This window comes from Streptomyces sp. NPDC006193, from assembly GCF_040613915.1.
In the GTDB taxonomy this organism is placed as follows: domain Bacteria; phylum Actinomycetota; class Actinomycetes; order Streptomycetales; family Streptomycetaceae; genus Streptomyces.
The window spans coordinates 285,524-312,077 of sequence record NZ_JBEXTB010000005.1 but is presented as its reverse complement, the minus strand read 5'-3'; the positions used below and the strand labels follow the sequence as shown (position 1 = coordinate 312,077).

Genomic DNA, 26,554 nt, shown 5'->3' with positions numbered 1-26,554 from the left:
GGGGCGGGAGACCATTCAGCGTAACCCGCCCCGCGGCCTTTCCCCGAACCGTTCAGCTCTCCGCCTCCGACCTGCTCCGCCTCCATCGTCCGGGCAGTTCCGCCTCCACGGCGGCCGCCCGCGCCTCCTCCCTGGCGTACAGCACCCCGTAGGTGAAGGTGTCCTCCCCCGCCGCGTGGGCCACCGCCGACTGCTCGCGCAGGGCGCGGCGGGCCATGACGCTGTCCTGGTGGTCGCCGAGCAGGCTGGTCAGCGACTTCGCCGTCCGGGTGAGGGAGCGGGCGGGGCCGCCGAGGGCGTCGGCGGCCGCCTCGGCGGCGTACCGGGTGCGCTTGGCCTGTTTGCGGGCCTCGTGCAGGGCGTGGTCGCGGTCCTGGCCGGGCGGCGGTTCCAGGGCGTGCTCCATCACGTCCGTCAGCTGTTTCACGCTCTTGCGCACGGCCTTGGCGAGCGCCTTCTCCGGTTTCTTCGCGGCCGCCTCGCGCAGCGGCGGGTCGGCGAGGAGGGCGTCCAGGGTGTCGAGCAGGGCGAGGTAGCGCGCGGAGTCGAGGACGGCGAGCAGGTGCCGGCGGGTGGTGTGGCTGCGGGCGGCGGCCCAGGCGGTGAGCCGGTCCTGCACGGGGCCGGCGACCTGGTCGGGCGGCAGGGCGGCGAGCGCGGTGGTCAGCCGGTCGGCCAGCACCTCCTGGTCGCGGTCGGCGCCGAGTTCGCCGGCGAGCCATTTCAGTTCGGCGGCGGCGGGGGCGGTGGCGGTGCGGTCCAGGAGGCTGCGGAAGGTGCGCAGGGTGCTGCGGGCGCGCCGGGTGGCGACTCGCATTCGGTGCACCGCGTCGGGGAGGTCGCGGCGGACGGCCGGGTCGAGCTCGACCAGGGCGTCCCGCTGGGCCCGGAGGTAGGCGAGGACGTGGTCGCCGGCGGTGGCGGGCGGGGGCGGTTCCGTCTTCTTGCCGCGGCGGTGTCCCGCGGTCCGCTCCAGGGCGCGGGCCAGTTTCGACGTGGCGGCGGACGGTCGTACGCCCGCCTTGCGCAGCCGTTCGTCGACCTGGTCGAGGAGGGCCGGGTCGCCGCCGTCGGCCAGTTCGACCTCGATCTCGGTCCACCGGGCGGCGCCGCCCGGGCCGGTGAGGCGTTCGGCGGTCACGGCGTCGACGCTCGCCTCGGCGAGCAGGGCGCCGTCGGCGTCGACCAGGTGGCGTACGTCGCGGACGGTGCGGAGGCGGACCAGCGGGATCAGCTCGGCGTCGCGGACGCGGGAGCGGACGAGCGCGGCGATCTCCGGCGGGACGGCGTCGGAGAGCGGGGCGCGGATCTCGTCGCGGACTCCGGGGGCGACCGGTGTTTTCAGGTGCCAGCCGGCGTCGGAGCCGCCGGTGCGGCGGCGCAGGGTGAGCGAGGCGGCGGCCAGGCGTTCGTCGGCGGTGTCGTAGTAGGTGGCGTCGAGTTCGACGACGCCTCTGTCGAGGACGGCGGCCACGGGGCCGGCGCCGGTCAGGTCGGGCAGCCGGCCGTCGTCGGATTCGTACTTGCGCTCGATCTCGCGTTGCGTATCCGCCATGGTCCGAATCTAGTCGGCGGCGGAGCGGCGCGGCAGGGGGCACGAGCGGAGGGGCCGGTGCCGGCGGAGGCGCGTGCCCGGGCCGCCCGCCACGAGTGCGCGGGCGGGCGGCCGGGGCTGCGGGGGCTTGCGCCGGCGCCTACGCCGACATCGGGCGCTGCACCTTGATCGACTGCAGCAGGCCCACGGCCACCCACGCCGCGAACATGGACGAGCCGCCGTAGGACACGAACGGCAGGGGGAGGCCGGTGACGGGCATGATGCCGAGGGTCATGCCGATGTTCTCGAAGGACTGGAAGGCGAACCAGGCGACGATCCCGGCGGCGACGACCGTCCCGTACAGCTCGGTCGAGTCGCGTGCTATCCGGCAGGCGCGCCACAGGACGACGCCGAGCAGGAAGATGATCAGGCCCGCGCCGACGAAGCCCAGTTCCTCCCCCGCGACCGTGAAGACGAAGTCGGTCTGCTGCTCGGGCACGAACTGGCCGGTGGTCTGGGAGCCGTGGAAGAGCCCGGCGCCGGTGAGCCCGCCGGAGCCGATGGCGATGCGGGCCTGGTTGGTGTTGTAGCCGACGCCCGCGGGGTCCAGGTCCGGGTTGGCGAAGGCGGCGAAGCGGTTGATCTGGTACTCGTCCAGGATGTGCAGCTGCCAGATGGCGATGCAGCCGATCACGCCGGCGGTGAGCAGGCCGAAGACCCAGCGGTTGGAGGCGCCGGAGGCGAGCAGCACGCCCAGGATGATCGCCACCATGGCCAGCACCGAGCCGAGGTCGGGCATCAGCAGCAGGATCATGATCGGGACGGCGGCCAGGCCGAGGGACTGCACGACGGTCCGGTGGTCGGGGTGGATCCGGTCCCCCGCGTCCACCTGGGCGGCCAGCATCATGGCCATGCCCAGGATGATCGTGACCTTGAGGAACTCGGCGGGCTGGAGCGAGAAGCCGCCGATGACGAGCCAATTGCGCTGGCCGTTGATCGTCGCCCCGAGCGGGGTGAGGACGACCAGGGCCAGCAGCACCGAGACGCCGTACAGGAGCGGGACGGCGTTGCGCAGGGCGCGGTGGCCGAGCCAGACCGTGGCGATCATCAGGGCGATCCCGATGCCGAGGTTCATCAGGTGCCGGACCAGGAAGAAGTACGGGTCGCCGTGGTTGAGCTCGGTGCGGTTGCGGGTCGCCGAGTACACCAGCAGGGAGCCCAGCAGGGACAGGGCGGCGGCCGCGAGCAGGATCGGCCAGTCCAGCCGGCGGGCGAGCGAGTCGCGGGCGAAGATCCTGGTCCAGCCGGCCCGCTCGGGGCCGTACCGGGAGACGGAGAAGCTGTTCGCGGCGGTCATGAGGGCATCCTCCGGCTTCCCCTCTTCCGGTTCCCGCCACGTCGCCTGCGGGTGTCGCGGTTGCCCGTGGGCGGTGCCGTGGTGGCCGCGGGCTGCTGGTCGTCGCCGTTGGTGGGGTTGTTCTCCTGGGCGGCCTCGGCGTCCTTCGCCGGGTCGCCGGTGACCTTGGGGGCGGCGATGGTGCCGTCGGTGCGGACCTTGGGCAGGCCCTTCTGCGGCTGGGGCAGGAGCGCCTTGCTGTGGTCGATGGAGCCGTCGCCCTGGACGCCGTAGAGCGCGCTGTAGATGTTGCGCACGGCCTCACCGGAGGCGCCGGAGCCGGTGCCGGCCTGGGCGATCGTCATGATCACCGTGTAGTCCTCGGAGTAGGTGGCCAGCCAGGAGGTGGTCTGCTTGCCGTAGACCTCCGCCGTGCCGGTCTTGCCGTGCAGCGGGATCTTGTCCTGCGGCCAGCCGCCGAACTTCCAGGCGGCCGTACCGCGGGTCATGACGCCCGCGAAGGCCTCGTCCATGCCCTTGAGGGTGGCCCGGCTGACCGGGAGCCGGCCGCGCTTTTTGGGCTTGATCTCCTGCACTTTCCTGCCGTCGGGGCTGATGATGGCCTTGCCGATGGTGGGCTGGTACATGGTGCCGCCGTTGGCGACGGCGCCGTAGATCACGGCCTCCTGGATCGGGGTGACGAGCGTGTCGCCCTGGCCGATGGAGTAGTTGATCGCGTCGCCCTCGCGCATCTTGTTGCCTTCGAGGCAGTTCTCGTAGGCGATCTTCTCGACGTACGAGCCGTCCTTCTTGCCGGTCTTGCACCAGGCGTCCTTGTTGGCCTTCCAGTACGCCTGCTTCCACTGGCGGTCGGGGACGCGGCCGGTGACCTCGTTGGGCAGGTCGATGCCGGTCTCCTTGCCGAGGCCGAACTGGTGGGCGGCCTTGAAGAAGTAGTCCTTCGGCCGGCCCTTGCGGGGGTTGATGCCGCCGTCGCGCTTCCACTCCTTGTCGGCCAGGTAGTAGAAGACGGTGTCGCAGGAGACCTCCAGGGCGCGGCCGAGGGGGATGGGGCCGAAGCTCTCTCCTTCGAAGTTCTTGAAGACCTGGCCGCCGACCGAGTACGAACTGGTGCACGGGTAGCGGCCGTCGAACGGGTAGCCGGCCTCGACCGCGGCGGCCGTGGAGACCACCTTGAACGTCGAACCGGGGGCGGCCTGGCCCTGTATGGCCCTGTTCAGCAGCGGGTAGTTGGAGTCCTTGCCGGTGAGCGCCTTGTAGTCCTTGGCGGAGATGCCGCCCACCCATGCGTTGGGGTCGTAGGTGGGGGCGGAGGCCATCGCGACGATCCGGCCGGTCTTGGCCTCCATCACCACGACGGCGCCCGAGTCGGCCTTGTAGTTCTCACCGGTGATCTTGTCGAACTGCTGGCGGGCGGCCTTCATGGCCTTGTCCAGCTCGTACTCGGCGACCCGCTGGACGCGGGAGTCGATGCTGGTGACCAGGTTGGCGCCGGGCCGGGCCGCGTCCGACTCGGCCTTGCCGATGACCCGGCCGAGGTTGTCGACCTCGTAGCGGGTGACGCCGGCCTTGCCGCGCAGCACCTTGTCGTACGTCCGCTCCAGGCCGGAGCGGCCCACCATGTCCGAGCGCAGGTAGGGCGAGTCGGTGTCCTTGGCCTGCTGGATCTCGGCGTCGGTGACGGGCGAGAGGTAGCCGAGCACCTGGGCGGTGTTGGACTTGCCGGGGCCCGGGTAGCGGCGGACGGCCTCGGGTTCGGCGGTGATGCCGGGGAAGTCCTCGGAGCGCTCACGGATCTGCAGGGCCTGCTTGGCGGTGGCCTCGTCGGTGATGGGGATCGGCTGGTAGGGCGAGCCGTTCCAGCAGGGCTGGGGGGTCTTGGCGTCGCACAGCCGGACCTTCTGCATGACCTCCCCGGGGCTCATGCCGAGGACCCGGGCGAGCTTGGTGAGGACGGCCTTGCCGCGGTCCTTCTGCTTCATCAGGTCGGTGCGGGAGGCGGAGACGACCAGGCGGGTCTCGTTGTCGGCGAGGGGCACGCCGCGGGCGTCGAGGATGTCGCCGCGCACGGCGGGGTCGACGACCTGCTGGACGTGGTTGCCGGACGCCTCCTTCTGGTATTCGGCGCCCTCGCGGATCTGCAGGTACCACAGCCGGCCGCCGAGCGTGCCGAGGAGGGAGAGGACGAGGATCTGGATGACGACGAGCCGGATCTGGACCCGCGGGGTCCGACCGGTCTCGGGGATGTTGGTCACTGCGGCTGTCTCCTCCTCTCAGTGCGCGGGCGTCTGGGCGCGGCGTGCGGGTGCGCACAGCGCCGGCGTGCGCACCGCCTGGGCGCGTACGGATGATGAACGGCCGGACGGTGGACCCGCGTTCCGGGAGTGCCGACCCGTTCGGGTGAACTTCCCGCCGCTCACAGCCGCTTGACCCCCTTGATGCGGCCGACCCGGGCGGAGCGGGTGCGGGCCCTGGCCTTGAGGGCGCCGAGGCCGCTGCGCGAGTCGCCGACGCGCAGGCCGGTGCCGGAGGAGAGCCAGCCGGAGGAGATGTCGCCGGCCTTGGCTGCGGGACCGGTCTCGTCGAGCGGGTCGTTCTCGCAGCGCCGGGCCAGCCACATCACCGCGGGGACGACGAACGGGGCGAGCAGCAGGTCGTACAGGGCGGCCGAGAACAGCAGTCCGGGCAGGCCGACGTGGCGGGCGGCGGTGTCGCCGACCAGGGCGCCCACTCCGGCGTACAGGAGGGTGGAGCCGACGGCGGCGGCGACCACGACGGCCATCGGGCCGGTGGCCGACTTCAGCCGGCCGTTCTCGGGCCGGATCAGCCCGGCGAAGTAGCCGATGACGCAGAGCACGAGGGCGTAGCGGCCGGCCGCGTGGTCGGCGGGCGGGGCGAGGTCGGCGAGCAGGCCGGCGCCGAAGCCGACGAGGGCGCCGCCGACGTGGCCGTACACCATGGCCAGGCCGAGGACGGTGAGCAGCAGCAGGTCGGGCACGGCGCCCGGCAGGTGCAGCCGGGCGAGGACGCTCACCTGGATCACCAGGGCCACGAGGATCAGCGCGCTGGAGAGCAGGATCCGGTTGACACGCATGGGACGGCTCCTACTGCTGCTGGTCGGTGACGGGAGCGCCGGCGGACGGGGTGACCGTGACGGTCACGGTCGGCGTCGGGCGCGGCTTCTGCCGGTCCGGCAGGACGGTGTCCCGCGGGTCCTTCTTCGGGCCCTCGACGACCACGCCGACGACGTCGAGCTTGGTGAAGCCGACGTACGGGGTCACGTACAGGGTGCGGGTGAGGCCGCCGCCGGAGGGGTCGACGCGGGAGACCACGCCGACCGGGACGCCCGGCACGAACGGCTTGTCGGCCTGCGAGCCGAACGTGACGAGCCGGTCGCCCTTCTTCACCTCCGCCTTGCCGTTGAGCAGCTCCACGCGCAGCGGGCGGTCGCCCTGCCCGGAGGCGAAGCCGAGTTCGTCGCTGCCCTCCATGCGGGTGCCGACGGTGAAGTCGGGGTCGTTGGCGAGCAGCACGGTGGAGGTGCTGGGGCCGACGGTGGTGACCCGGCCGACCAGGCCGTCGCCGTTGAGGACGGTCATGTCGCGCCGGATGCCGTCGTCGGCGCCGGCGTCGATGGTGATGGTCCAGGAGAAGCCCTGGGCCGAGCCGATGGCGATGACCTGGGCGCCCTTGATGCCGTACTGGCCCTCGCCGGCGATCTTCAGCAGCTTGTCGAGCTGCGCCAGGCGGCTGCGGTTGCGGTCGTCGCTGCCGAGCTTCGCCTTGAGGGCGGCGTTCTCCTTCTCCAGCGCGGCGAGCCGGTCGTGCCGGCTGCCGGAGTCACGGATCGCCGAGACGGCGTTGCCGACCGGGTCGACCGCGGAGGACAGCCCGTTCTCGACCGGGCCGAACACCGCGGCGGCGGCCTGCCGGGCACCGTCGACCGGGGAGTTCCGTCCTCCGCGGATGTCCACCGTGATCAGCGCGAACGCGATGGCGACCAGCAGGACCAGGAGCAGCCGGCTCTCTTTCGTGTCCCTCACGTGCGGCGTGCCGTGCCCTTCCTCAAGTAGGAATCGGGGGACCCAGGGAGGACGCCGGTCAGCGGCGCGGATCCGCAAGGTCTGTTCGGGGAGCTTATGCCTCGATATCAACGATCCGCCGCACGAGAGGGGAACGTCTCGTACGGCGGAATCGAAGCGTTACGTCATCTGCGCGGCTGGGCGTCCAGGACCTGCTGGAGCGCCTCGAACTCCTCGACGCACTTGCCGGAGCCGAGCGCGACGCTGTCCAGCGGGTCCTCGGCGATGTGGATCGGCATGCCGGTCTCCCTGCGCAGCCGCTCGTCGAGCCCGCGCAGCAGCGCGCCGCCGCCGGTGAGGACGATGCCGCGGTCCATGATGTCGCCGGACAGCTCCGGCGGGCACTTGTCGAGGGTCGTCTTGACCGCGTCGACGATCGCGTTGACCGGTTCCTCGATGGCCTTGCGGACCTCGGCGGCGGAGATGACGACGGTCTTCGGCAGTCCGGACACCAGGTCCCGGCCGCGGACCTCGGTGTGCTCGTCGGTGTCCAGGTCGTACGCCGAACCGATCGTGATCTTGATCTGTTCCGCCGTGCGCTCGCCCAGCAGAAGGCTGTACTCCTTCTTGATGTACTGGATGATCGCGTTGTCCAGTTCGTCGCCGGCGACGCGGATGGACTGGGCGGTGACGATGCCGCCGAGCGAGATGACCGCGACCTCCGTGGTGCCGCCGCCGATGTCCACCACCATGTTGCCGGTGGCCTCGTGGACCGGCAGGCCGGAGCCGATGGCCGCGGCCATGGGTTCCTCGATGATGTGCACCTGGCGGGCGCCGGCCTGGGAGGACGCCTCGATGACCGCGCGGCGCTCGACGCCCGTGATGCCCGAGGGCACGCAGACGACGACCCGCGGCCGGGCCAGGTACCGCCGCTTGTGGATCTTCAGGATGAAGTAGCGGAGCATCCGCTCGGTGATCTCGAAGTCGGCGATCACGCCGTCCTTCAGCGGGCGGACGGCCACGATGTTGCCCGGCGTCCGGCCGATCATCTTCTTCGCTTCGGCGCCGACCGCGAGGATCCCACCGGTGTTGGTGTTGATCGCCACGACGGACGGCTCGTTCAGTACGATCCCGCGACCCCTGACGTACACCAGCGTGTTGGCGGTCCCGAGGTCGACAGCCATGTCACGGCCGATGAACGACATTGAGTTCCCCATCCGGATTCATCTGGCCTTCCTGAGCTTTTGAGGGCATGTCAGGTAGGCGAGGCGGGTGCTGTGACGTGAAGGCTTCCATCGTAAACGCGCCTGCACGATCACGGTGCGAGGGTCTCCGCCATTGTCACCAGATGGCGTGCCGCCCCGCTTGTGGAGACGGGCGTTCGGGGACGTCCGTTCCCTCGATCGCCGGTACTCGCGGCAGGAGGGACCGGGGTCCGGGGACGCCCCCCCCGGACCCTGTGACGCGGCGCCCCGCGGGCGTTACGCGCGGCCCGGGAAGAAGATCTTCACCTCGCGCTCGGCGGACTCCTCGGAGTCCGAGGCGTGGATCAGGTTCTCGCGGACGATCACACCGTAGTCGCCCCGGATCGAGCCGGGCGGGGCGGCGATCGGGTCGGTCGGGCCGGCCAGCGCGCGCACGCCCTCGACTACCCGCTCGCCCTCCACGATCAGCACGACGACCGGCCCCGAGGACATGAACTCGACCAGCGGCTCGTAGAACGGCTTGCCCACGTGCTCGGCGTAGTGCTGCTCCAGCGTGGCCCGGTCCAGGGTGCGCAGTTCCAGCGCGGTGATCTGCCAGCCGGCCTTGCGCTCGATGCGGCTGATGATCTCGCCGGTCAGGCCGCGACGGACAGCGTCGGGCTTGAGGAGGACGAGGGTGCGCTGGCTCACGGAGGGCTCCTTACGCGAGGTACGGGTGCGGTGGGACGAGGTTACAGGGCGTTTCGTGGCGCCCGTCACGCAGCGTCAGGCGTTGAGGAGGAGGACTGGGCCTGGGCCGCGAAACGCGCCTTCGCCTCGTCCACCTTCCTCCCGAAGTGCACCGAGGCCCACCACAGCGCCGCGAAGACCGCGCCCATGAAATACATGGTCGGCACGAAGACACCGGAGGCGATCAGGGCGAGCTGCAGGGCCCAGCCGAGGGCCACCCCGCCGGGCCGGGTCACCATCCCGCACAGCAGCACGCACAGCAGCATGGCGATGCCGCTGACCAGCCACACGGTCGAGGTGGACAGGTCCGGGTCCTTCATGGCGACGAGCCCGGCGAAGCCGATGATGAAGAACTCGCCGATCAGGGTCGATGCACAGAGCGTACGCATGGGGCTCTCAGCCCTTCCCCAGCAGCAGCCGGGCCTCGCCGACCGTGATGACGGAACCGGTGACCAGCACGCCGCCGCCCGCGAACTCGCCCTCCTCCTCGGCCAGCGTGATCGCGGCCTCCAGGGCGTCCGGCAGCCGCGGCTCGACCTGCACCCGCTCGTCGCCGAACACCTCGACGGCGATCGCGGCCAGCTCGTCCGCGTCCATGGCGCGGGAGCTGGTGTTCTGGGTGACGACGACCTCGGCGAAGATCGGCTCGAACGCCTCCAGCAGCCCGCGCACGTTCTTGTCGGCGCTGGCGCCGACGACGCCGATCAGCCGGGTGAAGTCGAACGCCTCGCGCACCGCCTCCGCGGTGGCCTCGGCGCCCGCCGGGTTGTGCGCGGCGTCCAGCACGACCGTCGGGGAGCGCCGCACGACCTCCAGGCGGCCCGGCGAGGACACGGCCGCGAACGCCTTGCGGACGGTGTCCACGTCCAGCGGCTCCGCGCGCTGCGCGCCCACGCCGAAGAACGCCTCCACGGCGGCGAGCGCGACGGCCGCGTTGTGCGCCTGGTGGGCGCCGTGCAGCGGCAGGTACACCTCGGGGTACTCGCCGCCGAGGCCGCGCAGGGTGAGCAGCTGCCCGCCGACGGCGACCCGCCGGGAGACCACCCCGAACTCCAGGCCCTCGCGGGCCACGGTGGCGTCGACGTCCACGGCCTTCTTCAGCAGCACCTGCGCCGCGTCCACCGGCTGCTGGGCCAGGATGACGGTCGCGTCCTGCTTGATGATGCCGCTCTTCTCGCCGGCGATCTGCGCGGGCGTCTCGCCGAGCCGGTCGGTGTGGTCCAGGTCGATGGGCGTGACGACGGCGACGTCGCCGTCGATCACGTTGGTGGCGTCCCAGGAGCCGCCCATGCCGACCTCGACGACGGCCACGTCCACCGGGGCGTCCGCGAAGGCCGCGTAGGCCATGCCGGTGAGCACCTCGAAGAAGGACAGCCGGTACTCCTGCGAGGAGTCGACCATCTCCACGTACGGCTTGACGTCCCGGTACGTCTCGATGAACCGCTCGGCCGGGATCGGGGCGCCGTCCAGGCTGATCCGCTCGGTGATCGACTGCACGTGCGGGCTGGTGTAGCGGCCGGTGCGCAGCTCGAAGGCGCCGAGCAGGGCCTCGATCATGCGGGCGGTGGAGGTCTTGCCGTTGGTGCCCGTGATGTGGATCGAGGGGTACGACCGCTGGGGCTCGCCCAGCACGTCCATCAGCGCGGCGATCCTGCTGACCGAGGGCTCCAGCTTGGTCTCGCCCCAGCGGGTGGCCAGCTCCGCCTCGACCTCGCGCAGGGCTTTGTCGACCTCCGGGTCCTCCGGGCGCGCGGGCACGTCGGCCTGCGGCGGGCCGCCCTGGGTGCGCAGGGTGCGGCTGCCGGCCTCGATGACCGCGAGGTCGGGGTCGCGGTGGGTCTCCTCCGCGATCAGGTCGTCGAAGACGTCGAGGGGGTCGGGGGTGTCACTGGTGCCTGGCGCTTCGCTCACGACGCCCAGTCTACGGAGCGGGACCGGCGAAGGGTGCGGGTGGCCTCGGTGCGCCTGCGGACGGCGGCGGCGGGGACGGCGGGCGGGGCCGTGGACCGCCTCGCGCGCTCTCCTCGGCGCCGCTCGGCGGACGTGCGGCGGCCCCGGCGCCCTCGTCAGGGGCGCCGGGGCCGCCGGCGGTGTGCGGGCGCCTACGCCTGCGGCAGCCGGTCCAGCTGGGACTGGATGCGGGTGATGTCCTGCTCCGCCTTGGCCAGGCGGGTGCGGATCTTCTCCACCACGTTCTCCGGGGCCTTCGCCAGGAACGCCTCGTTGCCGAGCTTGGCCGTGGCCTGGGCCTTCTCCTTCTCCGCCGCGGCCAGGTCCTTCGCGAGGCGCTTGCGCTCGGCGGCGACGTCGATGGTGCCGGACAGGTCCAGGGCGACCTCGGCGCCGGCCACCGGCAGGGTCGCCGTGGCCGTGAAGGAGTCGCCCTCCGGCTGCAGGCGCAGCAGCTGGCGGATGGCGGCCTCGTGCGGGGCGAGGGCGGTGCCGTCCAGGGTCAGCCGGGCCGGGACCCGCTGGCCGGGCTGCAGGCCCTGGTCGGCGCGGAAGCGGCGGACCTCGGTGATGACGGACTGGAGGGTCTCGATCTCGCGCTCGGCGTCGGCGTCCCGGAAGCCGCTGTCCTTCGGCCACTCGGCGACGACGACCGACTCGCCGCCCGTGAGGGTGGTCCAGAGCGTCTCGGTGACGAACGGGACGACCGGGTGCAGCAGCCTGAGCGTGACGTCCAGGACCTCGCCGAGGACCCGCTTGCTGACCTCGGCCGGCTCGCCGCCCGCCTGGAAGACCGTCTTGGACAGCTCGACGTACCAGTCGAAGACCTCGTCCCACGCGAAGTGGAAGAGGGCGTCGGAGAGCTTGGCGAACTGGAAGTCGTCGTAGTAGGCGTCGACTTCGGCCACGACCGAGTTCAGCCGCGACAGGATCCAGCGGTCCGTGGCGGACATCTTCGACGGCTCCGGCAGCGGGCCCTGGACCGTCGCGCCGTTCATCAGCGCGAAACGGGTGGCGTTCCAGATCTTGTTCGCGAAGTTGCGGGAGCCCTGGACCCAGTCCTCGCCGATCGGCACGTCGACGCCCGGGTTGGCGCCGCGGGCCAGGGTGAAGCGCAGGGCGTCGGAGCCGTACTTGTCCATCCAGTCCAGCGGGTTGACCGCGTTGCCGAAGGACTTCGACATCTTCTTGCCGAACTGGTCGCGGACCATGCCGTGCAGGGCGATGGTGCGGAACGGCGGGGTGCCGTCCATCGCGTACAGGCCGAACATCATCATCCGGGCGACCCAGAAGAACAGGATGTCGTAGCCGGTGACCAGGACGGAGTTCGGGTAGAACTTCGCGAGCGACTCGGTCTGCTCGGGCCAGCCGAGCGTGGAGAACGGCCACAGGCCGGAGGAGAACCAGGTGTCGAGGACGTCGGTGTCCTGGTGCCAGCCCTCGCCGGTCGGCGGCTCCTCGTCGGGGCCGACGCAGACGACCTCGCCGTTCGGGCCGTACCAGACCGGGATGCGGTGACCCCACCACAGCTGGCGCGAGATGCACCAGTCGTGGAGGTTGTCGACCCAGTCGAAGTACCGCTTCTCCATCTCCTGCGGGTGGATCGTGACGCGGCCGTCGCGGACGGCGTCGCCGGCCGCCTTCGCCAGCGGGCCGACCTTGACCCACCACTGCATGGACAGGCGCGGCTCGATGGTGGTCTTGCAGCGCGAGCAGTGGCCGACGGAGTGGACGTAGGGCCGCTTCTCGGCGACGATCCGGCCCTCGGCGCGCAGCGCTGCGACGATCGCCGAGCGGGCCTCCAGCCGGTCCAGGCCCTGGAAGGGGCCGTGGGCCGTGATGACGGCGTGCTCGTCCATCACGGTGAGGGACGGCAGGCCGTGCCGCTGGCCGATCTCGAAGTCGTTCGGGTCGTGGGCCGGGGTGACCTTGACGGCGCCGGTGCCGAACTCCGGATCGACGTGCTCGTCCGCGACGACCGGGATGGAGCGGTCGGTGAGCGGCAGCTTGACGAGCTTGCCGACGAGGTGCCGGTAGCGCTCGTCGTCGGGGTGGACGGCGACGGCGGTGTCGCCGAGCATCGTCTCGGCGCGGGTGGTGGCGACGACGATCGACTCGTCCCCGTCGCCGTAGCGCATCGAGACCAGCTCGCCGTCGTCGTCCTGGTACTCGACCTCGATGTCCGAGATGGCCGTCAGACAGCGCGGGCACCAGTTGATGATGCGCTCGGCGCGGTAGATCAGCTCGTCGTCGTAGAGCTTCTTGAAGATGGTCTGGACGGCCCGGGACAGGCCCTCGTCCATGGTGAAGCGCTCGCGCGACCAGGCGACGCCGTCGCCCAGGCGGCGCATCTGGCCGCTGATCTGGCCGCCGGACTCGGCCTTCCACCGCCAGACGCGCTCCACGAAGGCCTCGCGGCCCAGGTCGTGGCGGGACTTGCCCTCCTTGCCGAGCTCGCGCTCGACGACGTTCTGCGTGGCGATGCCGGCGTGGTCCATGCCGGGCTGCCACAGCGTCTCGTGGCCCTGCATGCGCTTGCGGCGGGTGAGGGCGTCGATGAGGGTGTGCTCGAAGGCGTGCCCGAGGTGCAGGCTGCCCGTGACGTTCGGCGGCGGGATGACGATCGTGTACGGCGGCTTGTCGCTCTTCGCGTCCGCCTCGAAGTAGCCCCGCTCCACCCAGCGCTCGTACAGCGGCCCCTCTACGTCGGCCGGCGCGTACTGGGTCGGCAGTTCGGTGTCGGGCGCTGTTGGCTGCTGCTGAGCGTTCTCGGTCACGGGGCTCAGTTTAGAGGGGTCACGGGGTGGTCCCGAAACGCGTTTGTTCTGTAACGGTGCGGCCCCCGGTGCCGTGTGCCCGCCTGGCCTGGGCCAGGATGTCAGGAACACATAAGCTTCCGGAGGGGAACGCAGGAATGAGCAACAACCAGCCGGGCCCGTACGGCCAGCCGCCGCAGCAGCCGGGTCCGTACGGCCAGCCGGGTCCCTACGGCCAGCAGCCGCAGGCTCCGCAGCCCGGCTACGGCTACCCCCAGCAGGCCCCTCCGGCGCCGCAGCCGGGCTACGGCCACCCCCAGCAGGGCGCACCGCAGCAGCCGGGCCCGTACGGCCAGCAGCCGAACCCCTACGGCCAGCAGCAGCCGTACGGCATGCCGCAGGCGCCGCAGCCGGGCGGGGGGAAGAAGAAGACCGGTCTGATCATCGGCGCGGTGGCCGTGGTGGCCGCCGTGGCGGTGGGCGTGTACTTCGCCGTCGGGGGCGGCACCGGCGCAGCGGACGACGGCCCGCACAAGCTGACCACTCCGGCGACGGTGCTGACCGAGTACAAGAAGCACAACGGCAAGAGCGACACGATGACGGAGGAGGATCTGAAGGACGCCGAGAAGTGGGGCGTGCACGATCCGAAGGACGTCAGCGCGCAGTACGAGTCCGGTGACGCGAACAACCCGCTGAGCAAGAAGATGATCCAGTTCGGCGGTGTGTACGGCACGATCGACGACCCCGAGAAGGCCGTCGACGCGATGTTCGCGTACATGAAGAGCGAGGCCGAGAAGGACAGCGGCAAGGACGTCGCCCTGAAGGGCGAGCCGAAGGCCTACACGCCGGACGGGCTCGACGGCGCGGTCCTGAAGTGCCAGCAGGCCACGGCGCCCACGGGCGCCGCCTCCGGCGGGCCGAAGGACGTGACGCTCTCGTTCTGCATCTGGGGCGACCACAGCACCCTCGGGTTCGTGATGCCGATGGACATCGCCAACCTCGCGGCGGGCAGGAGCAGCGACACGGCGGCCGACGCGGCGCTCACCGCCAGGTTCCGCAAGGAGGTCCGCGTCAAGGCCTGACGCCCAGCGAGCAGGACGGAGGGGCCCCGGTCGGCTGACCGGGGCCCCTCCGTTCACGTGCGCGGGTGCGGCTACGCCGTCTTCTGCTCGCCCGAGCCGCGGCCGCGGGCGTCGCGGGGGATGAGGGTGGGGTTGACGTTGGAGAGGACCACGTCGGCGGTGATGACGACGCGGGCGACGTCCTTGCGGGACGGGACCTCGTACATCACGCCCTGGAGGACCTCCTCCATGATGGCGCGCAGGCCGCGGGCGCCGGTCTGGCGGAGGATGGCCTGGTCGGCGATGGCCTCCAGCGCCTCGCGCTCGAAGTCCAGCTCCACGCCGTCGAGTTCGAACAGGCGCTGGTACTGCTTGACGAGCGCGTTGCGGGGCTCCACCAGAATCTTCAGCAGGGCCTCGCGGTCGAGGTTGTGGACGCTCGTGATCACCGGGAGACGGCCGATGAACTCGGGGATCATGCCGAACTTGACCAGGTCCTCCGGCATGACGTCCTCGAAGACGTCCTTGGCCTCCAGCTCGCGCTTGGAGAGGATCGTGGCGCCGAAGCCGATGCCCTTCGCACCCGCCCGCGCTTCGATGATCTTCTCCAGGCCGGCGAAGGCGCCGCCCACGATGAACAGCACGTTCGTCGTGTCGATCTGGATGAATTCCTGGTGGGGGTGCTTGCGGCCGCCCTGGGGCGGGACCGAGGCCGTGGTGCCCTCCAGGATCTTCAGCAGGGCCTGCTGCACGCCCTCGCCGCTGACGTCGCGCGTGATCGACGGGTTCTCGCTCTTGCGGGCGACCTTGTCGATCTCGTCGATGTAGATGATCCCCGTCTCGGCCTTCTTGACGTCGTAGTCGGCCGCCTGGATGAGCTTCAGGAGGATGTTCTCCACGTCCTCGCCCACGTACCCGGCCTCGGTCAGCGCCGTCGCGTCGGCGATCGCGAACGGGACGTTCAGCATGCGCGCCAGGGTCTGCGCGAGGAGCGTCTTGCCGGAGCCCGTGGGGCCGAGCAGCAGGATGTTGGACTTCGCCAGCTCGATGGCGTCGTCACGGCCGCTCGCGCCGCCGTTCTCTCCCGCCTGGACCCGCTTGTAGTGGTTGTACACCGCGACGGAGAGGGCCTTCTTGGCGGCCTCCTGGCCGACCACGTAGCCCTCGAGGAACTCGTAGATCTCGCGGGGCTTGGGCAGTTCCTCCCAGCGCACCTCGCTCGTCTCGGCGAGCTCCTCCTCGATGATCTCGTTGCAGAGATCGATGCACTCGTCGCAGATGTACACACCGGGCCCTGCGATGAGCTTCTTGACCTGCTTCTGGCTCTTGCCGCAGAACGAGCACTTGAGCAGATCGCCGCCGTCACCGATGCGTGCCACGGTGTGCTTCCCCTTCGCCTGGGAGACGCCTGGACACGGGGTCCAGCGGCTCCTGGTGCTGCCTTATGTCCGACGGTACCTTGCCGGGCCCGGTGTTCGGGCCCCCCTTGGCAGGGTTCACTTCGGCGTGCACCGTGCCAAGAGGGGCAAAGACCGCGTCGTTCCGCGTCAGCGGACCGCGCTGTTGTTCAGCTTGCGGGTGGAGATGATCTGGTCGACCAGGCCGTACTCCAGCGCCTCCTCGGCCGTGAGGATCTTGTCGCGCTCGATGTCCTCGCGGACCTGCTCGATCGGCCGGTTGGAGTGCTTGGCCAGCATGTTCTCCAGCTGCTCGCGCATCCGGGTGAACTCGTTGGCGATGATCTCCAGGTCGGACAGCTGGCCGCGGCCGGTGGAGCCCGCCGGCTGGTGGATCAGCACGCGCGAGTTCGGCAGCGCCATGCGCTTGCCGGGGGTGCCGGCGGCGAGCAGGATGGCGGCGGCGGAGGCCGCCTGGCCCATGCAGACCGTCTGGATGTCCGGCTTCACGAACTGCATCGTGTCGTAGATCGCCGTCAGGGCGGTCATGTCGCCGCCGGGGCTGTTGATGTAGATCGAGATGTCCCGGTCCGGGTCCATCGACTCCAGGCACAGCAGCTGCGCCATGACGTCGTTGGCGGAGGCGTCGTCGATCTGGACGCCCAGGAAGATCACACGCTCCTCGAAGAGCTTCGCGTACGGGTCGTACTCGCGGATGCCCTGGGAGGTGCGCTCGACGAAGCGCGGGATGACGTAGCGGCTGTCGGGGCGGGGCCCTTCGTACATGCCGCTGGCGGCGCCGGGGAAGTTGCTCATGGGGTGTTCACCGTCCTGGTGGCGTTCTGGGGGCTTGGGTCTCGGCGGTGCGTGGCGTGTCCGGGCCGGTCAGGCGCCGGTGCCGCCGCCGCCCGGAACACCCGAGGCGTGCGTGATGATCTCGTCGATGAGACCGTACTCCTTGGCCTCTTCCGGGGTGAACCAGCGGTCGCGGTCGCCGTCGCGGATGATCGTCTCGACCGACTGGCCGGAGTGGAACGCGGTCAGCTCGGACATGCGCTTCTTGGTGCGCATCAGGTACTCGGCCTGGATCTTGATGTCCGAGACCGTGCCGCCGAGGCCCGCGGAGCCCTGGTGCATCATGATGTCCGCGTGCGGCAGCGCGAAGCGCTTGCCGGCGGTGCCGCCGGTCAGCAGGAACTGGCCCATCGAGGCGGCCATGCCCATCGCGATGGTGACCACGTCGTTCGGGATGTACTGCATGGTGTCGTAGATCGCCATGCCGGCCGTCACCGAGCCGCCGGGGCTGTTGATGTAGAGGTAGATGTCCTTGTCCGGGTCGGCGGCCAGGAGCAGCAGCTGAGCGGTGATCTTGTTGGCGATGTCGTCGTCGACCTGCTGGCCGAGGAAGATGATCCGCTCGTTGAGCAGCCGGTTGTAGACCTGGTCACCGAGGCCACCACCGATGGAAGGCTCGCCGGCGGCGGAGGGCATCAGATTCGTCACGTATCCACCTGCTCGTCTTACGACGGCGCCGGGCCGTCTCACGTCGTCCTGCCGGAGGCTTGGCGGGGGGCTTCAGGAGACTCCCCTGCCCCCGTATTCAAGGACCCTAACGCTCAGGTCCCTCCGGGGAATCCCGGAGATGCGGGTGTTCGCCGGGGGCGTAGCCGCCGGGTGCGGCGCACGGTGACGAACGGGCCCCGGGGAAAGTCCCCGGGGCCCGTCGTACGTGCCTCGCAGGCGCCTCGGCCCGATCAGGCCTCGGTCTGCTCCTCGGAGGTCTCCGTGGCCTCGGCCGCGGTCTCCTCCTCGTCGTCGTCCAGGTCGACGACCTCGCCGTTGCTGTCCTTCACCGTGGCGGCCTCGACCACGACGGCCAGGGCCTTGCCCCGGGCGACCTCGCCGACCAGGAGCGGCACCTGGCCGCCCTCGACGACGGCCTGGGCGAACTGGTCGGGGGACATGCCGGAGGAGGCCGCACGCCGCATGAGGTGCTCGGTGAGCTCCTCCTGGTTGACGTTGAGGTTCTCCTTCTTGACCAGCTCGTCGAGGACGAACTGGGTCTTGATGCCCTTGACCGCGGCCTCACGGGTCTCGGTCTCGAACTCCTCGGCGGTCTTGCCCTGGATCTCCAGGTACTTGTCGAGGGTGAGGCCCATCTGGCCGAGCTGGTGGTGCTCCAGGTTGTGCTTGCGGGTGTTGATCTCGTCCTCGAGGAGCTTCTCGGGGACCGGGACCTCCACCAGCTCCAGCAGCTTCTCCAGGACGCGCTCCTGGGCCTGCGTGGCCTGGTCGAACCGCTTCATGTCGGTGAGGCGCTTGCGGCTGTCGGCCCTCAGCTCCTCCAGCGTGTCGAACTCGGAGGCGAGCTGCGCGAACTCGTCGTCCAGCTCGGGCAGTTCACGCTTGGCGACCTGGGTGACCTTGACGGTGACCTCGGCCTCCTTGCCCGCGGCGGAACCGCCCTTCAGCTCCGAGGTGAAGGTGGCCTCCTCGCCGGCGGACAGGCCCTTGACGGCGTCGTCGATGCCGTCCAGCAGCTCGCCGGAGCCGATGGTGTACGAGACGCCGTTGGCGATGCCGTCCTCCAGGACCTCGCCGTCGACCTTGGCCTGCAGGTCGATGGTGACGACGTCGCCGTCCTCGGCGGCACGCTCGACCGGGGAGGTGGAGGCGAAGCGCTCGCGCAGCTGCTCGACCGACTTCTCCACGTCCTCGTCGGTGACCTCGACGGCGTCGACCTCGACCTCGATGCCGGAGTAGTCCGGGATCTCCAGGGCCGGGCGGACGTCGACCTCGGCGGTGAAGTTCAGCGTCTCGCCGTCCTTCAGCTCCGTGATGTCGACCTCGGGCTGGCCCAGCGGGCTCAGCTCGGCCTCGTTGACCGCCTCGGTGTAGAACTTGGGCAGCGCGTCGTTGACGGCCTCCTCCAGCACCGCACCGCGGCCGAACCGCTGGTCGATGACACGGGCGGGGACCTTGCCCTTGCGGAAGCCCTTCACCGTGACCTGCTGGTTGATCTTCTTGTACGCCGCGTCGAGGCTGTCCTTGAGCTCCTCGAAGGGCACCTCGACAGTGAGCCGAACCCGAGTCGGGTTCAGGGTCTCCACGGCGCTCTTCACGGTTCGGTCTCCTTGTGGCTGACTTCTCGGGTTCTGCCGGAGCCTGACAGGCCCGGCCGATTTCGCCGCCCGGAGGAGTTCGTAGGCCGTGGGGGCCAGGACACACGGGCGCGCAGCTTGCATAGTAACCGCAGCCGGTCAGCGCCCCAAAAGGACGAGCCCCACGACGTCATGAGCTGGTGGTCGGGGTGGCGGGATTTGAACCCACGGCCTTCCGCTCCCAAAGCGGACGCGCTACCAAGCTGCGCCACACCCCGTCTGGTGCGACACGTAGGGTACATGCCGCGGCCGGTCGCGTCGGCCGCTTTGTCGGGGGCGGCGCGGGTGTCCGCGTGGTCCGCTTCGTTGGCCTCGGCGGCGGGCGACCCGCTACGATGCCTCCAGTGCCGCGGTCGCCGACCTGCGGCGCAGTGCTGCGGGCGTAGCTCAATGGTAGAGCCCTAGTCTTCCAAACTAGCTACGCGGGTTCGATTCCCGTCGCCCGCTCCGTACGCCGAAGGCCCAGGTGAGAGGGTGTTTCCCTCTCCCTGGGCCTTCTGCCGCACCGGGGGGCGGTCAGCCCTCCGTGCCCCGGTCCGGGACGCCGGGGTGTTCCCGGTGCCGTCGCCGACCGCGGGTGGCGTCGCGGCGGATGCATGATGCGGCCTTTCCATGACCCGCTGGGCAGCTACTGGGGCTTCCTCATGCCCACGGCGAACGATGCAGCGCCCACCGCGGCGGTGATGAGCCCCGCGACCGAGGTGATGATGGCCGGGACGTCGCTTCCCGACGTGCCGGCGGATGTCCCGCCGTCACCGCCGGACCGGACGGTCTGCGTGACGGTCACAGTCGTGGCGGGGGACGGCGGCTTCGGACCAGGGCTGTCGCCGGCGGTGTCACCGGGCGGGGAGGCTCCGGGGGGCTCCTCCACGGTGTCACTCGCCCCCTCGGTCGGCTCCGTGGGCGTGGGAGGTCCCTCGCTTGCGGTGCTCTCCCCCTCGCTCGGCGAGGCGGACGGCGAGGCCGAAGGGGTCGCGTGACCACCGGTCGGCCTGGCGGACGACGACGCGGAGCCGCCCGGCTCCTGAGCGCCCAGGTCGCCGAAGACGACCACAGCGAGCAGAGCAACGCTGACACACATGAGGACGGCACCGACCCACAACAGGCGCGACCGTCCCGGGTCGCCACGCCGTCGCCCATCCCGCGAGGGATGCCTCGCATCGCGGTCCGTCACGTCTATCAGGTTGCAGCACGATCACGGACCATGCGACATGACCGCGACCCGACGCAGGCCGGACGGCGCCGGGGTGTCTCCCTCCCCCTGGGCCTTCTGCCGCACCGAGGGCGTCCGGCTTCCCGGTACCGCGACCCGCGGTGGCCCCTCCGGCCCGTCCGGGCGGACCGGCCGTGCGGCCCGCCGCCGCACGCGACGGAGCCGGGCGGGACGGCGACGTGCGGCGGGTGGACGCGCGGGAGGCTCCGCGTCAGGACCGGCCGCGCGCGCCGGTCGTCAGCACGGCGGGTTCGCCCGGGTCGCCGTCGCCGCCCGGGCTCCCGTTCGGCGGCAGCACCACATGGGGCCGCCTTCACCCACACGGGTGAGGTGACCGCCGGGTTCGGGCGGGGGTGAGCCGGTCCTCAGCCATGCGCCGGCACTCGTTCGGCGATCGTTCGACGACTCTCCGCGGTCGCCGCGGAAGACGCCGGCCGCTCGGGAGGGGCCGCGGGAGGATGTTCGTGGCGGCGCGGACGCGTCCCGGCGCCGCCGCGGGTCGGGCCGGCGGTCAGAACCTGATGGAGTTGATGGACTCCGCTATCGAGTTCAGGAAGCGGTTGATGGCGGGCGCCATGCCGGTGGAGGCGAGGAAGAAGCCGAAGAGGATGGCGACGATGGCCGGGCCGGCCTTGATGTTCCCCCCTCGGATCAGCACCACCAGGATGATCGCCAACAGCAGCACCACGGACAGTGAAATGGCCACAACTGATCCCACCCTCGGTCGGTCCGCTCTCCCGGCCCGGAGGTACGGCCCGCGCACCCCCGCCAGAACCATCGTGCCACCAACCCGGCCGTCATATGCGGAACGTGACACAACGTCGGCAGGACGCTCGCGCGCACGGCGCGTCGCTCACGAATACGGCGGAACACGCGGCCACTGAATCCGCACGAATTCCGAGAACTTCGTTTCAGCACCCACACATTGACTGGCCGGCACGTCGAAATAGATGACACCGAGGTGCTGTATGCCCGAATTAGTCGGGATTGATCGGTACATCTGGGGCGAACGGACGGCTTGCGTGTGCCCATCGTCACGCGATCAACCAGGTCGAGTTCCATGAACTACGGGGTATCCGAGGGCGATAAGCAGGAATAACAGCTCGGGTTTTACGGAATCCCGCAGCCGACGCTAGGGTGCCTCAGATGTTCGACGCCGCCCCGTCCCACGGCCGCAACCGCAGACCGCTCCCGCCGGCGCAGCCGCCGGTGGACGCAGTGCCCGGTCCGCGTACCCCGACCAGCACCCAGGAGGCGCGCCCCCGGGCCGGGAGACCGGACGGACGGCGGGACGCGTTCTTCGACAACGCCAAGTACCTGGCGATCGTGCTGGTCGCACTGGGGCACTCCTGGTCGCCGCTCAAGAGCGACAACCGGGTCCTGGAGACCCTGTACAACGTCGTGTACACCTTCCACATGCCGGCGTTCATCGTCATCTCCGGCTACTTCTCGCGCAGTTTCGACATGCGCCCGGACCGACTGAAGCGGCTGATCACCGGCATCGCGGTGCCCTACCTGCTGTTCCAGACCGCCTATTCGCTGTTCCGGCGCTACGCCGGCCAGGCCCCCGACCCGATCAGCCTGGCCACCCCGTACTACCTGACGTGGTTCCTGTGCGCGCTGTTCGTCTGGCGGCTGACCACGCCCGTGTGGAAGCTCGTGCGCTGGCCGCTGCCCCTCGCCCTCGGGCTCGCCATGGCCGGCTCGGTCACCCCGGGCATCGACGAGAACCTGGACTTCGGCCGCGTCCTGCAGTTCCTGCCCTGCTTCGTCCTCGGACTGCTGCTGAAGCCCGAGCACTTCGCGCTGATACGGCGACGCCGGGTGCGGATCCTGTCGGTACCGGTGTTCGCGGCGGCGCTGGCCGTCGGCTGGTGGACCGTGCCCCGCGTGGACGGCACATGGTTCTACCGGCAGGACTCCGCCCAGGACATCGGTGCGCCCTGGTGGACCGGGCCGCTGATGACGCTGGCCATGTTCGGCTGCGCGCTGCTGCTGACCGCCTGCTTCCTGGCCTGGGTGCCGAGCCGCCGGACGTGGTTCACCGCGCTCGGCGCGGGAACGCTGTACGGCTATCTGCTGCACGGCTTCGTGGTCAAGAGCTGCCTCTACGCGGGCTGGTTCGACGTCGCCGAGCGGCACGGCGCCGCCGGCGCCCTCGTCGTCACCGTCCTCGCGGCCGCCGCCGTCACGCTGCTGTGCACCAAGCCGGTGCAGCGCGTCTTCCGCTTCGCGATGGAGCCGAAGATGGAGTGGGCGTTCAAGCAGGACGCGGCCGCGCTGGCACGTGAGCGGCACAAGCAGCGGGAGACGGTCAGCGTGTAGCCGGTTCCGTTTCCGGGTCACGACCGAGAAGTGCGCGCATCCGGGCGTACTTCTCGGTCAGCCGTTCCCGGGTCGGCCCGTCCAGGACCGCGAGGCGGTCCGGGTCGGCGTTGTGCGCCAGGTCGGCCTCCTTGACCAGCCGCGCGCCCGGGGTGGCGAGGATGCGGCGCGCGTACGCCTGCGGCGGCTCCCCCGGCCGCTTGGTGAGGGCGCGCACGATGGCCTTCGTGCGCGGGGTCAGCGCCGCCGCCTCCAGCCGCTCGGCGCTGAGCACGCCGTCCTCCACGGAGTCGTGCAGCCAGGCCGCAGCGATCTGTTCCGCGTCGCCGCCGCGGGCGCGCACGCCCTCGGCCACGGCGGCGAGGTGCTCGGCGTACGGCCGGCCCGCCTTGTCGGTCTGCCCCCGGTGGGCGGTGCACGCGAGGGCCTCGACCTCGGCGAGCGTCAGATGCGTCATCCCCCCAGTGTCCACCGGCCCGCCCGCCCGCGTGCGACTCCTGTGCTGTAATGACCGTGATCTGCGTACGGCTGTTACATGCCCGCCTCTGCGCCAGGAGGAGCCATGCCCTTCGCCACCACCGACGACGCCGTACGGGCCTGGGTCCGCGGCTGGGCCCTCTCCCGTGGCGCGGCCGAACCGGCCGTCGAGCCCTGGGGGTTCACCGTCGACGTGGGGCTGCCGCTGCCCAGGGAGGTGGCGCGGCACGTCCTGCCCGCCGCGGACGAGACGACCGTACGCAAGATCACCGAGAACACCGCCGCACCCGGTGTCTGGCTCAAGACCTTCGTGCCTCCGGAGACCCTCCAGGCCTGGCTGGCGCCCGGCTGGGCGCTCGCCGGCGGACCGGGCTTCCTCATGTCCGTCCCGCTGGACGGGCCCGCGGCCGCGCCCGGGTCCCTCGCCCGCGGATACCGGCTGACCGGCTGGACCCGGGGCGGGGTCACCCGGGCCGTGGTGCGGGCCGCCGACGGGTCCTTCGCCGCCCGCGCCCAGGTCGCCGTCACCGGCCGGAGTGCGGTCGTCGACCAGGTGGAGACCCACCCGGCCCACCGGCGCCGGGGCATCGGGCGGGTGCTGCTGCGGACGCTCGCGGACACCGCCGCCCGTGCCGGGTCCACGGCGGCCGTGCTGGCCGCGACACCGGACGGGCGGGCGCTGTACGAGTCGGCGGGCTGGCGGGTGCTGGCCCCGCTGACCGGCGCGACGCGGGTCGCGCCGGACGGCGGGGCGTAGCCCTCAGCGGGCGTTCGCCGAGGACTCGCGGCAGATCAGCAGCAGCGCCCGGTCGTCGTTGACGTCCTTCGCGACCGCCTCGATGAGATGCCAGGCGGCGCCGTGGAAACCGCCGGCGACATAGCGGTCCGCCTCGCCGGTGAGGCGGTCGATGCCCTCCACGATGTCCCGGTCGGAGGTCTCCACCAGCCCGTCCGTGAACAGCATCAGCACGTCCCCGGGGCGCAGCGAGCCCTTCACCGGGTCGAACTGCGCTCCGTCGTACACCCCGAGCAGCGGCCCCTCGGCCGCCTTCTCCTCCCAGCGTCCGCTGCCCGCGCTGAGCTGGAGGCCCGGCGGATGCCCGGCGGAGTACAGCTCGTAGTCCCCCGAGTCGAGGTCCAGGACCAGGTGGATGGAGGTGGCGAAGCCCTCCTCCCATTCCTGGCGCAGGAGGTAGCCGTTGGCGGCCGGGAGGAAGGAGTGCGGGGGCAGGGAGCCGAGGAGGCCGCCGAAGGCGCCGGACAGCAGCAGGGCGCGGGAACCCGCGTCCATGCCCTTGCCGGACACGTCCGTCAGGACGACCTCCAGCGTCCGGCCGCCGTTGGTCCGGGCCGCGACGACGAAGTCGCCGGAGAAGGACTGGCCGCCCGCCGGGCGCAGCGCCATCTCGTGGTGCCAGCCCTGCGGCAGCCTCGGCAGCTTGCTCTGCACCCGGATCCGCTCGCGCAGGTCGAACAGCATGGTGCCGCCGCGCCGCCAGGGCACGCCCACCCGGCTGCGGAACTGCGCGGTCAGCAGCCCGAAGAAGCCGCACGCGGCGACCACCAGGACGATGCCGGGGGTGACGCGGGAGGGGCCTTCGGTGTACGGGCCGAGCCGCACCGACTCCACGATGAGCGCGGTGGCCGCCGCCGCGTACAGGCCGAGCAGGCTGGCCGGGCGCAGCAGCAGGCCGCCCGCGACGATGGGCAGCACCAGGGTGGCCGGCGAGCACCACACCGCGTCGATCAGGGTCATGGCCGCGAGGACGGGGACGGTCAGCAGCAGCCCGGCGAAGGCGACCCAGTCCGAGCCGTCGCCTCGGAAATAGTCCACGGCGCTTTTGCGCAGGCCGACGCGGACCCGGTGCCACTGCTTCCGCCACCGGGCCGTGAGCGTCTCGGCCTTCGAGCGCCGCTGTCGTCCTGCTGCCATCAGTTCGGGACCCTATCCATCGGACCGGCCGCATGACACGGGAGGTCCCACTTGTCCCCCGTGCGGGACTCCGCTTCGCCGCCGGCCGGCGTCGTCCTCACAGTGAACGGCACGCGGGGCCATCGCGCCGCCGCCCGGGGGAAATTGACTGGCTCACCCCCCATCGCCTTGATAGGCATGGCCCATGGGGACTGATCACGGGGTCGAGCTGACGGTGCTGCGCGAGGACGAGTGGGACCGGTGGTACGACACTCTCTACCGGGCCTTCGGCGCCGCTCCGGCGCCGGCCGAGCAGCGGGAACTCGACCGTTCCGTCACCGAGTTCGACCGGTCCCTGGTCGCCCGGGACGGGGACGCGATCGTCGGCACGGCGGGGGCCTTCAGCTTCCGGATGACCGTGCCGGGCGGGGCCGCGGTCCCGGCGGCCGGGGTGACGCTGGTGAGCGTGGTGGCCACCCACCGGCGGCGCGGGGTGCTGACCTCGATGATGCGCCGGCAACTGGACGAGGTGCGGGCGCTGGGCGAGCCGGTCGCCGTGCTCACCGCGTCGGAACCGGCCATATACGGCCGCTTCGGATACGGCGCCGCGACCTTCCGGCTCAGCGGCGAGATCGACACCGCCCGGGTGACGGCGGCGCTGCCCGCCCGCGCCGAGGAGGTGCGGCTGCGGTACGCGGAGCCCGCCGACGTCCTCGACGCGTGCGAGAGGGTGTACGCGGCCCTGGTGCCGCGGCGGCCCGGCATGCTGGTCCGGCAGCCCGGCTGGGAGCGGGCCGGTCTGCTCGACCCGGTGAGCCGGCGCGACGGCGGGTCGGCGCTGCAGTGCGTGGTCGCCGAACTGGACGGCGCGGTCAGCGGATACGCCCGCTTCCGCACCCGGACCGGCTGGAGCGTCAGCGGCGCGGACGGCACCGTGCACCTCAAGGACCTGGCCGCGCTCGATCCCGCGACCGAGGCCGCGCTGTGGCGGTTCCTGTTCGGCATCGACCTGATGACGACCGTGTCGGTGGAGTCGCGGCCGGTGGACGACGCCTGGCCGCACCTGGTCTCCGACCCCCGCCGCTGCCGGCCGCGGCTGCGGGACGACGCCTATGTGCGGCTCGTGGACGTCGGCGCGGCGCTGGCCGCCCGCACCTACCAGACGCCGGTGGACGTCGTGTTCGAGGTCGAGGACGCCTTCTGCCCCTGGAACGCCGGACGCTGGCGGCTGACCGGCGACGCCAAGGGCGCGTCCTGCGCGCGGACGACCGACGCGGCCGACCTGGCGCTGTCCGTGCGGGAGCTGGGTTCGGCGTATCTCGGCGGGGTGACCCTGCTGTCGCTGGCGGCGGCCGGGCGGGTGCGGGAGACGCGGCCGGGAGCGCTGACGGAGGCATCGGTGGCGTTCGGCTCACCGGTGGCGCCGTGGCTCCCCCACGGTTTCTAGGCCGTCGC

Annotated in this window: 21 protein-coding genes and 2 tRNA genes; 5 read left to right on the top strand and 18 right to left on the bottom strand. The window is 71.3% G+C overall.

What is annotated here, in order from left to right; genetic code table 11:
• Positions 1-52: 52 nt before the first annotated feature.
• From ABZ261_RS08525 to ABZ261_RS08480, 10 genes are all read right to left on the bottom strand, one after another.
• Positions 53-1,555, bottom strand: coding sequence for a CYTH and CHAD domain-containing protein (locus ABZ261_RS08525; RefSeq protein ID WP_356856667.1), 1,503 nt, complete (start codon positions 1,553-1,555; stop codon positions 53-55).
• 139 nt (positions 1,556-1,694) lie between these two features.
• Positions 1,695-2,891 carry a rod shape-determining protein RodA gene (gene rodA / locus ABZ261_RS08520; protein WP_356856665.1) on the bottom strand — a complete coding sequence of 399 codons (1,197 nt, stop codon included), beginning with the start codon at positions 2,889-2,891 and terminating at the stop codon, positions 1,695-1,697.
• A complete protein-coding gene (gene mrdA / locus ABZ261_RS08515) occupies positions 2,888-5,146 on the bottom strand; it encodes a penicillin-binding protein 2 (RefSeq protein ID WP_356856664.1) in 2,259 nt (752 codons plus the stop codon). Before mrdA ends, rodA begins: the two co-directional genes overlap by 4 nt.
• 161 nt (positions 5,147-5,307) lie before the next feature.
• Positions 5,308-5,985 (bottom strand): rod shape-determining protein MreD, encoded by a 678-nt coding sequence (gene mreD / locus ABZ261_RS08510; RefSeq protein ID WP_356856662.1) that lies wholly within the window; start codon positions 5,983-5,985, stop codon positions 5,308-5,310.
• Positions 5,986-5,995: 10 nt separating this feature from the next.
• On the bottom strand, positions 5,996-6,934 hold the full coding sequence (mreC, locus tag ABZ261_RS08505; protein ID WP_356856660.1) for a rod shape-determining protein MreC: 939 nt from the start codon (positions 6,932-6,934) through the stop codon (positions 5,996-5,998).
• 164 nt (positions 6,935-7,098) lie between these two features.
• Complete coding sequence (locus ABZ261_RS08500; RefSeq protein ID WP_014672705.1) at positions 7,099-8,118, bottom strand: rod shape-determining protein; 1,020 nt, start codon at positions 8,116-8,118, stop codon at positions 7,099-7,101.
• A 276-nt stretch (positions 8,119-8,394) separates the two neighbouring features.
• On the bottom strand, positions 8,395-8,808 hold the full coding sequence (ndk, locus tag ABZ261_RS08495; RefSeq protein ID WP_356856658.1) for a nucleoside-diphosphate kinase: 414 nt from the start codon (positions 8,806-8,808) through the stop codon (positions 8,395-8,397).
• A 65-nt stretch (positions 8,809-8,873) separates the two neighbouring features.
• A complete protein-coding gene (locus ABZ261_RS08490; protein WP_356856656.1) occupies positions 8,874-9,236 on the bottom strand; it encodes a DUF4233 domain-containing protein in 363 nt (120 codons plus the stop codon).
• A 7-nt stretch (positions 9,237-9,243) separates the two neighbouring features.
• Complete coding sequence (locus ABZ261_RS08485) at positions 9,244-10,758, bottom strand: folylpolyglutamate synthase/dihydrofolate synthase family protein (RefSeq protein WP_356856654.1); 1,515 nt, start codon at positions 10,756-10,758, stop codon at positions 9,244-9,246.
• Positions 10,759-10,949: 191 nt separating this feature from the next.
• Positions 10,950-13,574: a valine--tRNA ligase gene (locus tag ABZ261_RS08480; protein WP_356856652.1), complete on the bottom strand. Its 2,625-nt coding sequence runs from the start codon at positions 13,572-13,574 to the stop codon at positions 10,950-10,952.
• Positions 13,575-13,711: 137 nt separating this feature from the next.
• On the opposite strand from ABZ261_RS08480, the gene ABZ261_RS08475 reads away from it, so the two are divergent.
• Complete coding sequence (locus ABZ261_RS08475; RefSeq protein ID WP_356856650.1) at positions 13,712-14,635, top strand: hypothetical protein; 924 nt, start codon at positions 13,712-13,714, stop codon at positions 14,633-14,635.
• A gap of 71 nt (positions 14,636-14,706) precedes the next feature.
• On the opposite strand, the gene clpX is transcribed toward ABZ261_RS08475, so the two are convergent.
• The 5 genes from clpX to ABZ261_RS08450 all read right to left on the bottom strand — a co-directional run bounded on the left by clpX (position 14,707) and on the right by ABZ261_RS08450 (position 19,390).
• The gene (clpX, locus tag ABZ261_RS08470; RefSeq protein ID WP_014672712.1) at positions 14,707-15,993 is read right to left on the bottom strand and encodes an ATP-dependent Clp protease ATP-binding subunit ClpX; all 1,287 of its coding nucleotides are present in this window, start codon (positions 15,991-15,993) and stop codon (positions 14,707-14,709) included.
• A 168-nt stretch (positions 15,994-16,161) separates the two neighbouring features.
• Complete coding sequence (locus ABZ261_RS08465; protein WP_030648613.1) at positions 16,162-16,827, bottom strand: ATP-dependent Clp protease proteolytic subunit; 666 nt, start codon at positions 16,825-16,827, stop codon at positions 16,162-16,164.
• A gap of 69 nt (positions 16,828-16,896) precedes the next feature.
• Entirely contained in the window at positions 16,897-17,502 is a 606-nt protein-coding gene (locus ABZ261_RS08460) for an ATP-dependent Clp protease proteolytic subunit (RefSeq protein WP_356856705.1), read from the bottom strand.
• A 263-nt stretch (positions 17,503-17,765) separates the two neighbouring features.
• Complete coding sequence (gene tig, locus ABZ261_RS08455; protein ID WP_356856647.1) at positions 17,766-19,133, bottom strand: trigger factor; 1,368 nt, start codon at positions 19,131-19,133, stop codon at positions 17,766-17,768.
• Between the two features lie 180 nt (positions 19,134-19,313).
• Positions 19,314-19,390: transfer RNA gene (locus tag ABZ261_RS08450), tRNA-Pro, on the bottom strand.
• Positions 19,391-19,548: 158 nt separating this feature from the next.
• On the opposite strand from ABZ261_RS08450, the gene ABZ261_RS08445 reads away from it, so the two are divergent.
• A tRNA-Gly gene (locus ABZ261_RS08445) sits at positions 19,549-19,619 on the top strand.
• 1,277 nt (positions 19,620-20,896) lie between these two features.
• Here the strand turns inward: ABZ261_RS08445 and ABZ261_RS08440 are convergent.
• Positions 20,897-21,091 carry a hypothetical protein gene (locus tag ABZ261_RS08440; protein WP_356856645.1) on the bottom strand — a complete coding sequence of 65 codons (195 nt, stop codon included), beginning with the start codon at positions 21,089-21,091 and terminating at the stop codon, positions 20,897-20,899.
• A 440-nt stretch (positions 21,092-21,531) separates the two neighbouring features.
• Here ABZ261_RS08440 and ABZ261_RS08435 point away from each other — a divergent pair, with 440 nt between their 5' ends.
• Positions 21,532-22,710: an acyltransferase family protein gene (locus ABZ261_RS08435; protein WP_356856643.1), complete on the top strand. Its 1,179-nt coding sequence runs from the start codon at positions 21,532-21,534 to the stop codon at positions 22,708-22,710.
• Here the strand turns inward: ABZ261_RS08435 and ABZ261_RS08430 are convergent.
• On the bottom strand, positions 22,700-23,167 hold the full coding sequence (locus ABZ261_RS08430; RefSeq protein ID WP_356856641.1) for an HD domain-containing protein: 468 nt from the start codon (positions 23,165-23,167) through the stop codon (positions 22,700-22,702). The genes ABZ261_RS08435 and ABZ261_RS08430 overlap by 11 nt on opposite strands.
• A 105-nt stretch (positions 23,168-23,272) precedes the next feature.
• On the opposite strand from ABZ261_RS08430, the gene ABZ261_RS08425 reads away from it, so the two are divergent.
• Positions 23,273-23,944 (top strand): GNAT family N-acetyltransferase, encoded by a 672-nt coding sequence (locus ABZ261_RS08425; protein WP_356856639.1) that lies wholly within the window; start codon positions 23,273-23,275, stop codon positions 23,942-23,944.
• A gap of 3 nt (positions 23,945-23,947) precedes the next feature.
• On the opposite strand, the gene ABZ261_RS08420 is transcribed toward ABZ261_RS08425, so the two are convergent.
• Complete coding sequence (locus ABZ261_RS08420; RefSeq protein ID WP_356856637.1) at positions 23,948-25,120, bottom strand: PP2C family protein-serine/threonine phosphatase; 1,173 nt, start codon at positions 25,118-25,120, stop codon at positions 23,948-23,950.
• Between the two features lie 184 nt (positions 25,121-25,304).
• On the opposite strand from ABZ261_RS08420, the gene ABZ261_RS08415 reads away from it, so the two are divergent.
• Positions 25,305-26,546, top strand: coding sequence for a GNAT family N-acetyltransferase (locus tag ABZ261_RS08415; RefSeq protein ID WP_356856635.1), 1,242 nt, complete (start codon positions 25,305-25,307; stop codon positions 26,544-26,546).
• Positions 26,547-26,554 lie beyond the last annotated feature (8 nt).

Bases quoted from the DNA above. Each gene is read 5' to 3' on its own strand.
- ABZ261_RS08430 (WP_356856641.1), bottom strand. From the start codon at position 23,167: ATGACGCATCTGACGCTCGCCGAGGTCGAGGCCCTCGCGTGCACCGCC.
- ABZ261_RS08415 (WP_356856635.1), top strand. From the start codon at position 25,305: ATGGGGACTGATCACGGGGTCGAGCTGACGGTGCTGCGCGAGGACGAG.
- ABZ261_RS08500 (WP_014672705.1), bottom strand. From the start codon at position 8,118: ATGTCGTTCATCGGCCGTGACATGGCTGTCGACCTCGGGACCGCCAAC.
- mreD (WP_356856662.1), bottom strand. From the start codon at position 5,985: ATGCGTGTCAACCGGATCCTGCTCTCCAGCGCGCTGATCCTCGTGGCC.
- ABZ261_RS08425 (WP_356856639.1), top strand. From the start codon at position 23,273: ATGCCCTTCGCCACCACCGACGACGCCGTACGGGCCTGGGTCCGCGGC.
- ABZ261_RS08435 (WP_356856643.1), top strand. From the start codon at position 21,532: ATGTTCGACGCCGCCCCGTCCCACGGCCGCAACCGCAGACCGCTCCCG.
- ABZ261_RS08420 (WP_356856637.1), bottom strand. From the start codon at position 25,120: ATGGCAGCAGGACGACAGCGGCGCTCGAAGGCCGAGACGCTCACGGCC.
- ABZ261_RS08490 (WP_356856656.1), bottom strand. From the start codon at position 9,236: ATGCGTACGCTCTGTGCATCGACCCTGATCGGCGAGTTCTTCATCATC.
- rodA (WP_356856665.1), bottom strand. From the start codon at position 2,891: ATGACCGCCGCGAACAGCTTCTCCGTCTCCCGGTACGGCCCCGAGCGG.
- ABZ261_RS08475 (WP_356856650.1), top strand. From the start codon at position 13,712: ATGAGCAACAACCAGCCGGGCCCGTACGGCCAGCCGCCGCAGCAGCCG.
- ABZ261_RS08460 (WP_356856705.1), bottom strand. From the start codon at position 17,502: ATGCCCTCCGCCGCCGGCGAGCCTTCCATCGGTGGTGGCCTCGGTGAC.
- ABZ261_RS08465 (WP_030648613.1), bottom strand. From the start codon at position 16,827: ATGAGCAACTTCCCCGGCGCCGCCAGCGGCATGTACGAAGGGCCCCGC.
- ABZ261_RS08525 (WP_356856667.1), bottom strand. From the start codon at position 1,555: ATGGCGGATACGCAACGCGAGATCGAGCGCAAGTACGAATCCGACGAC.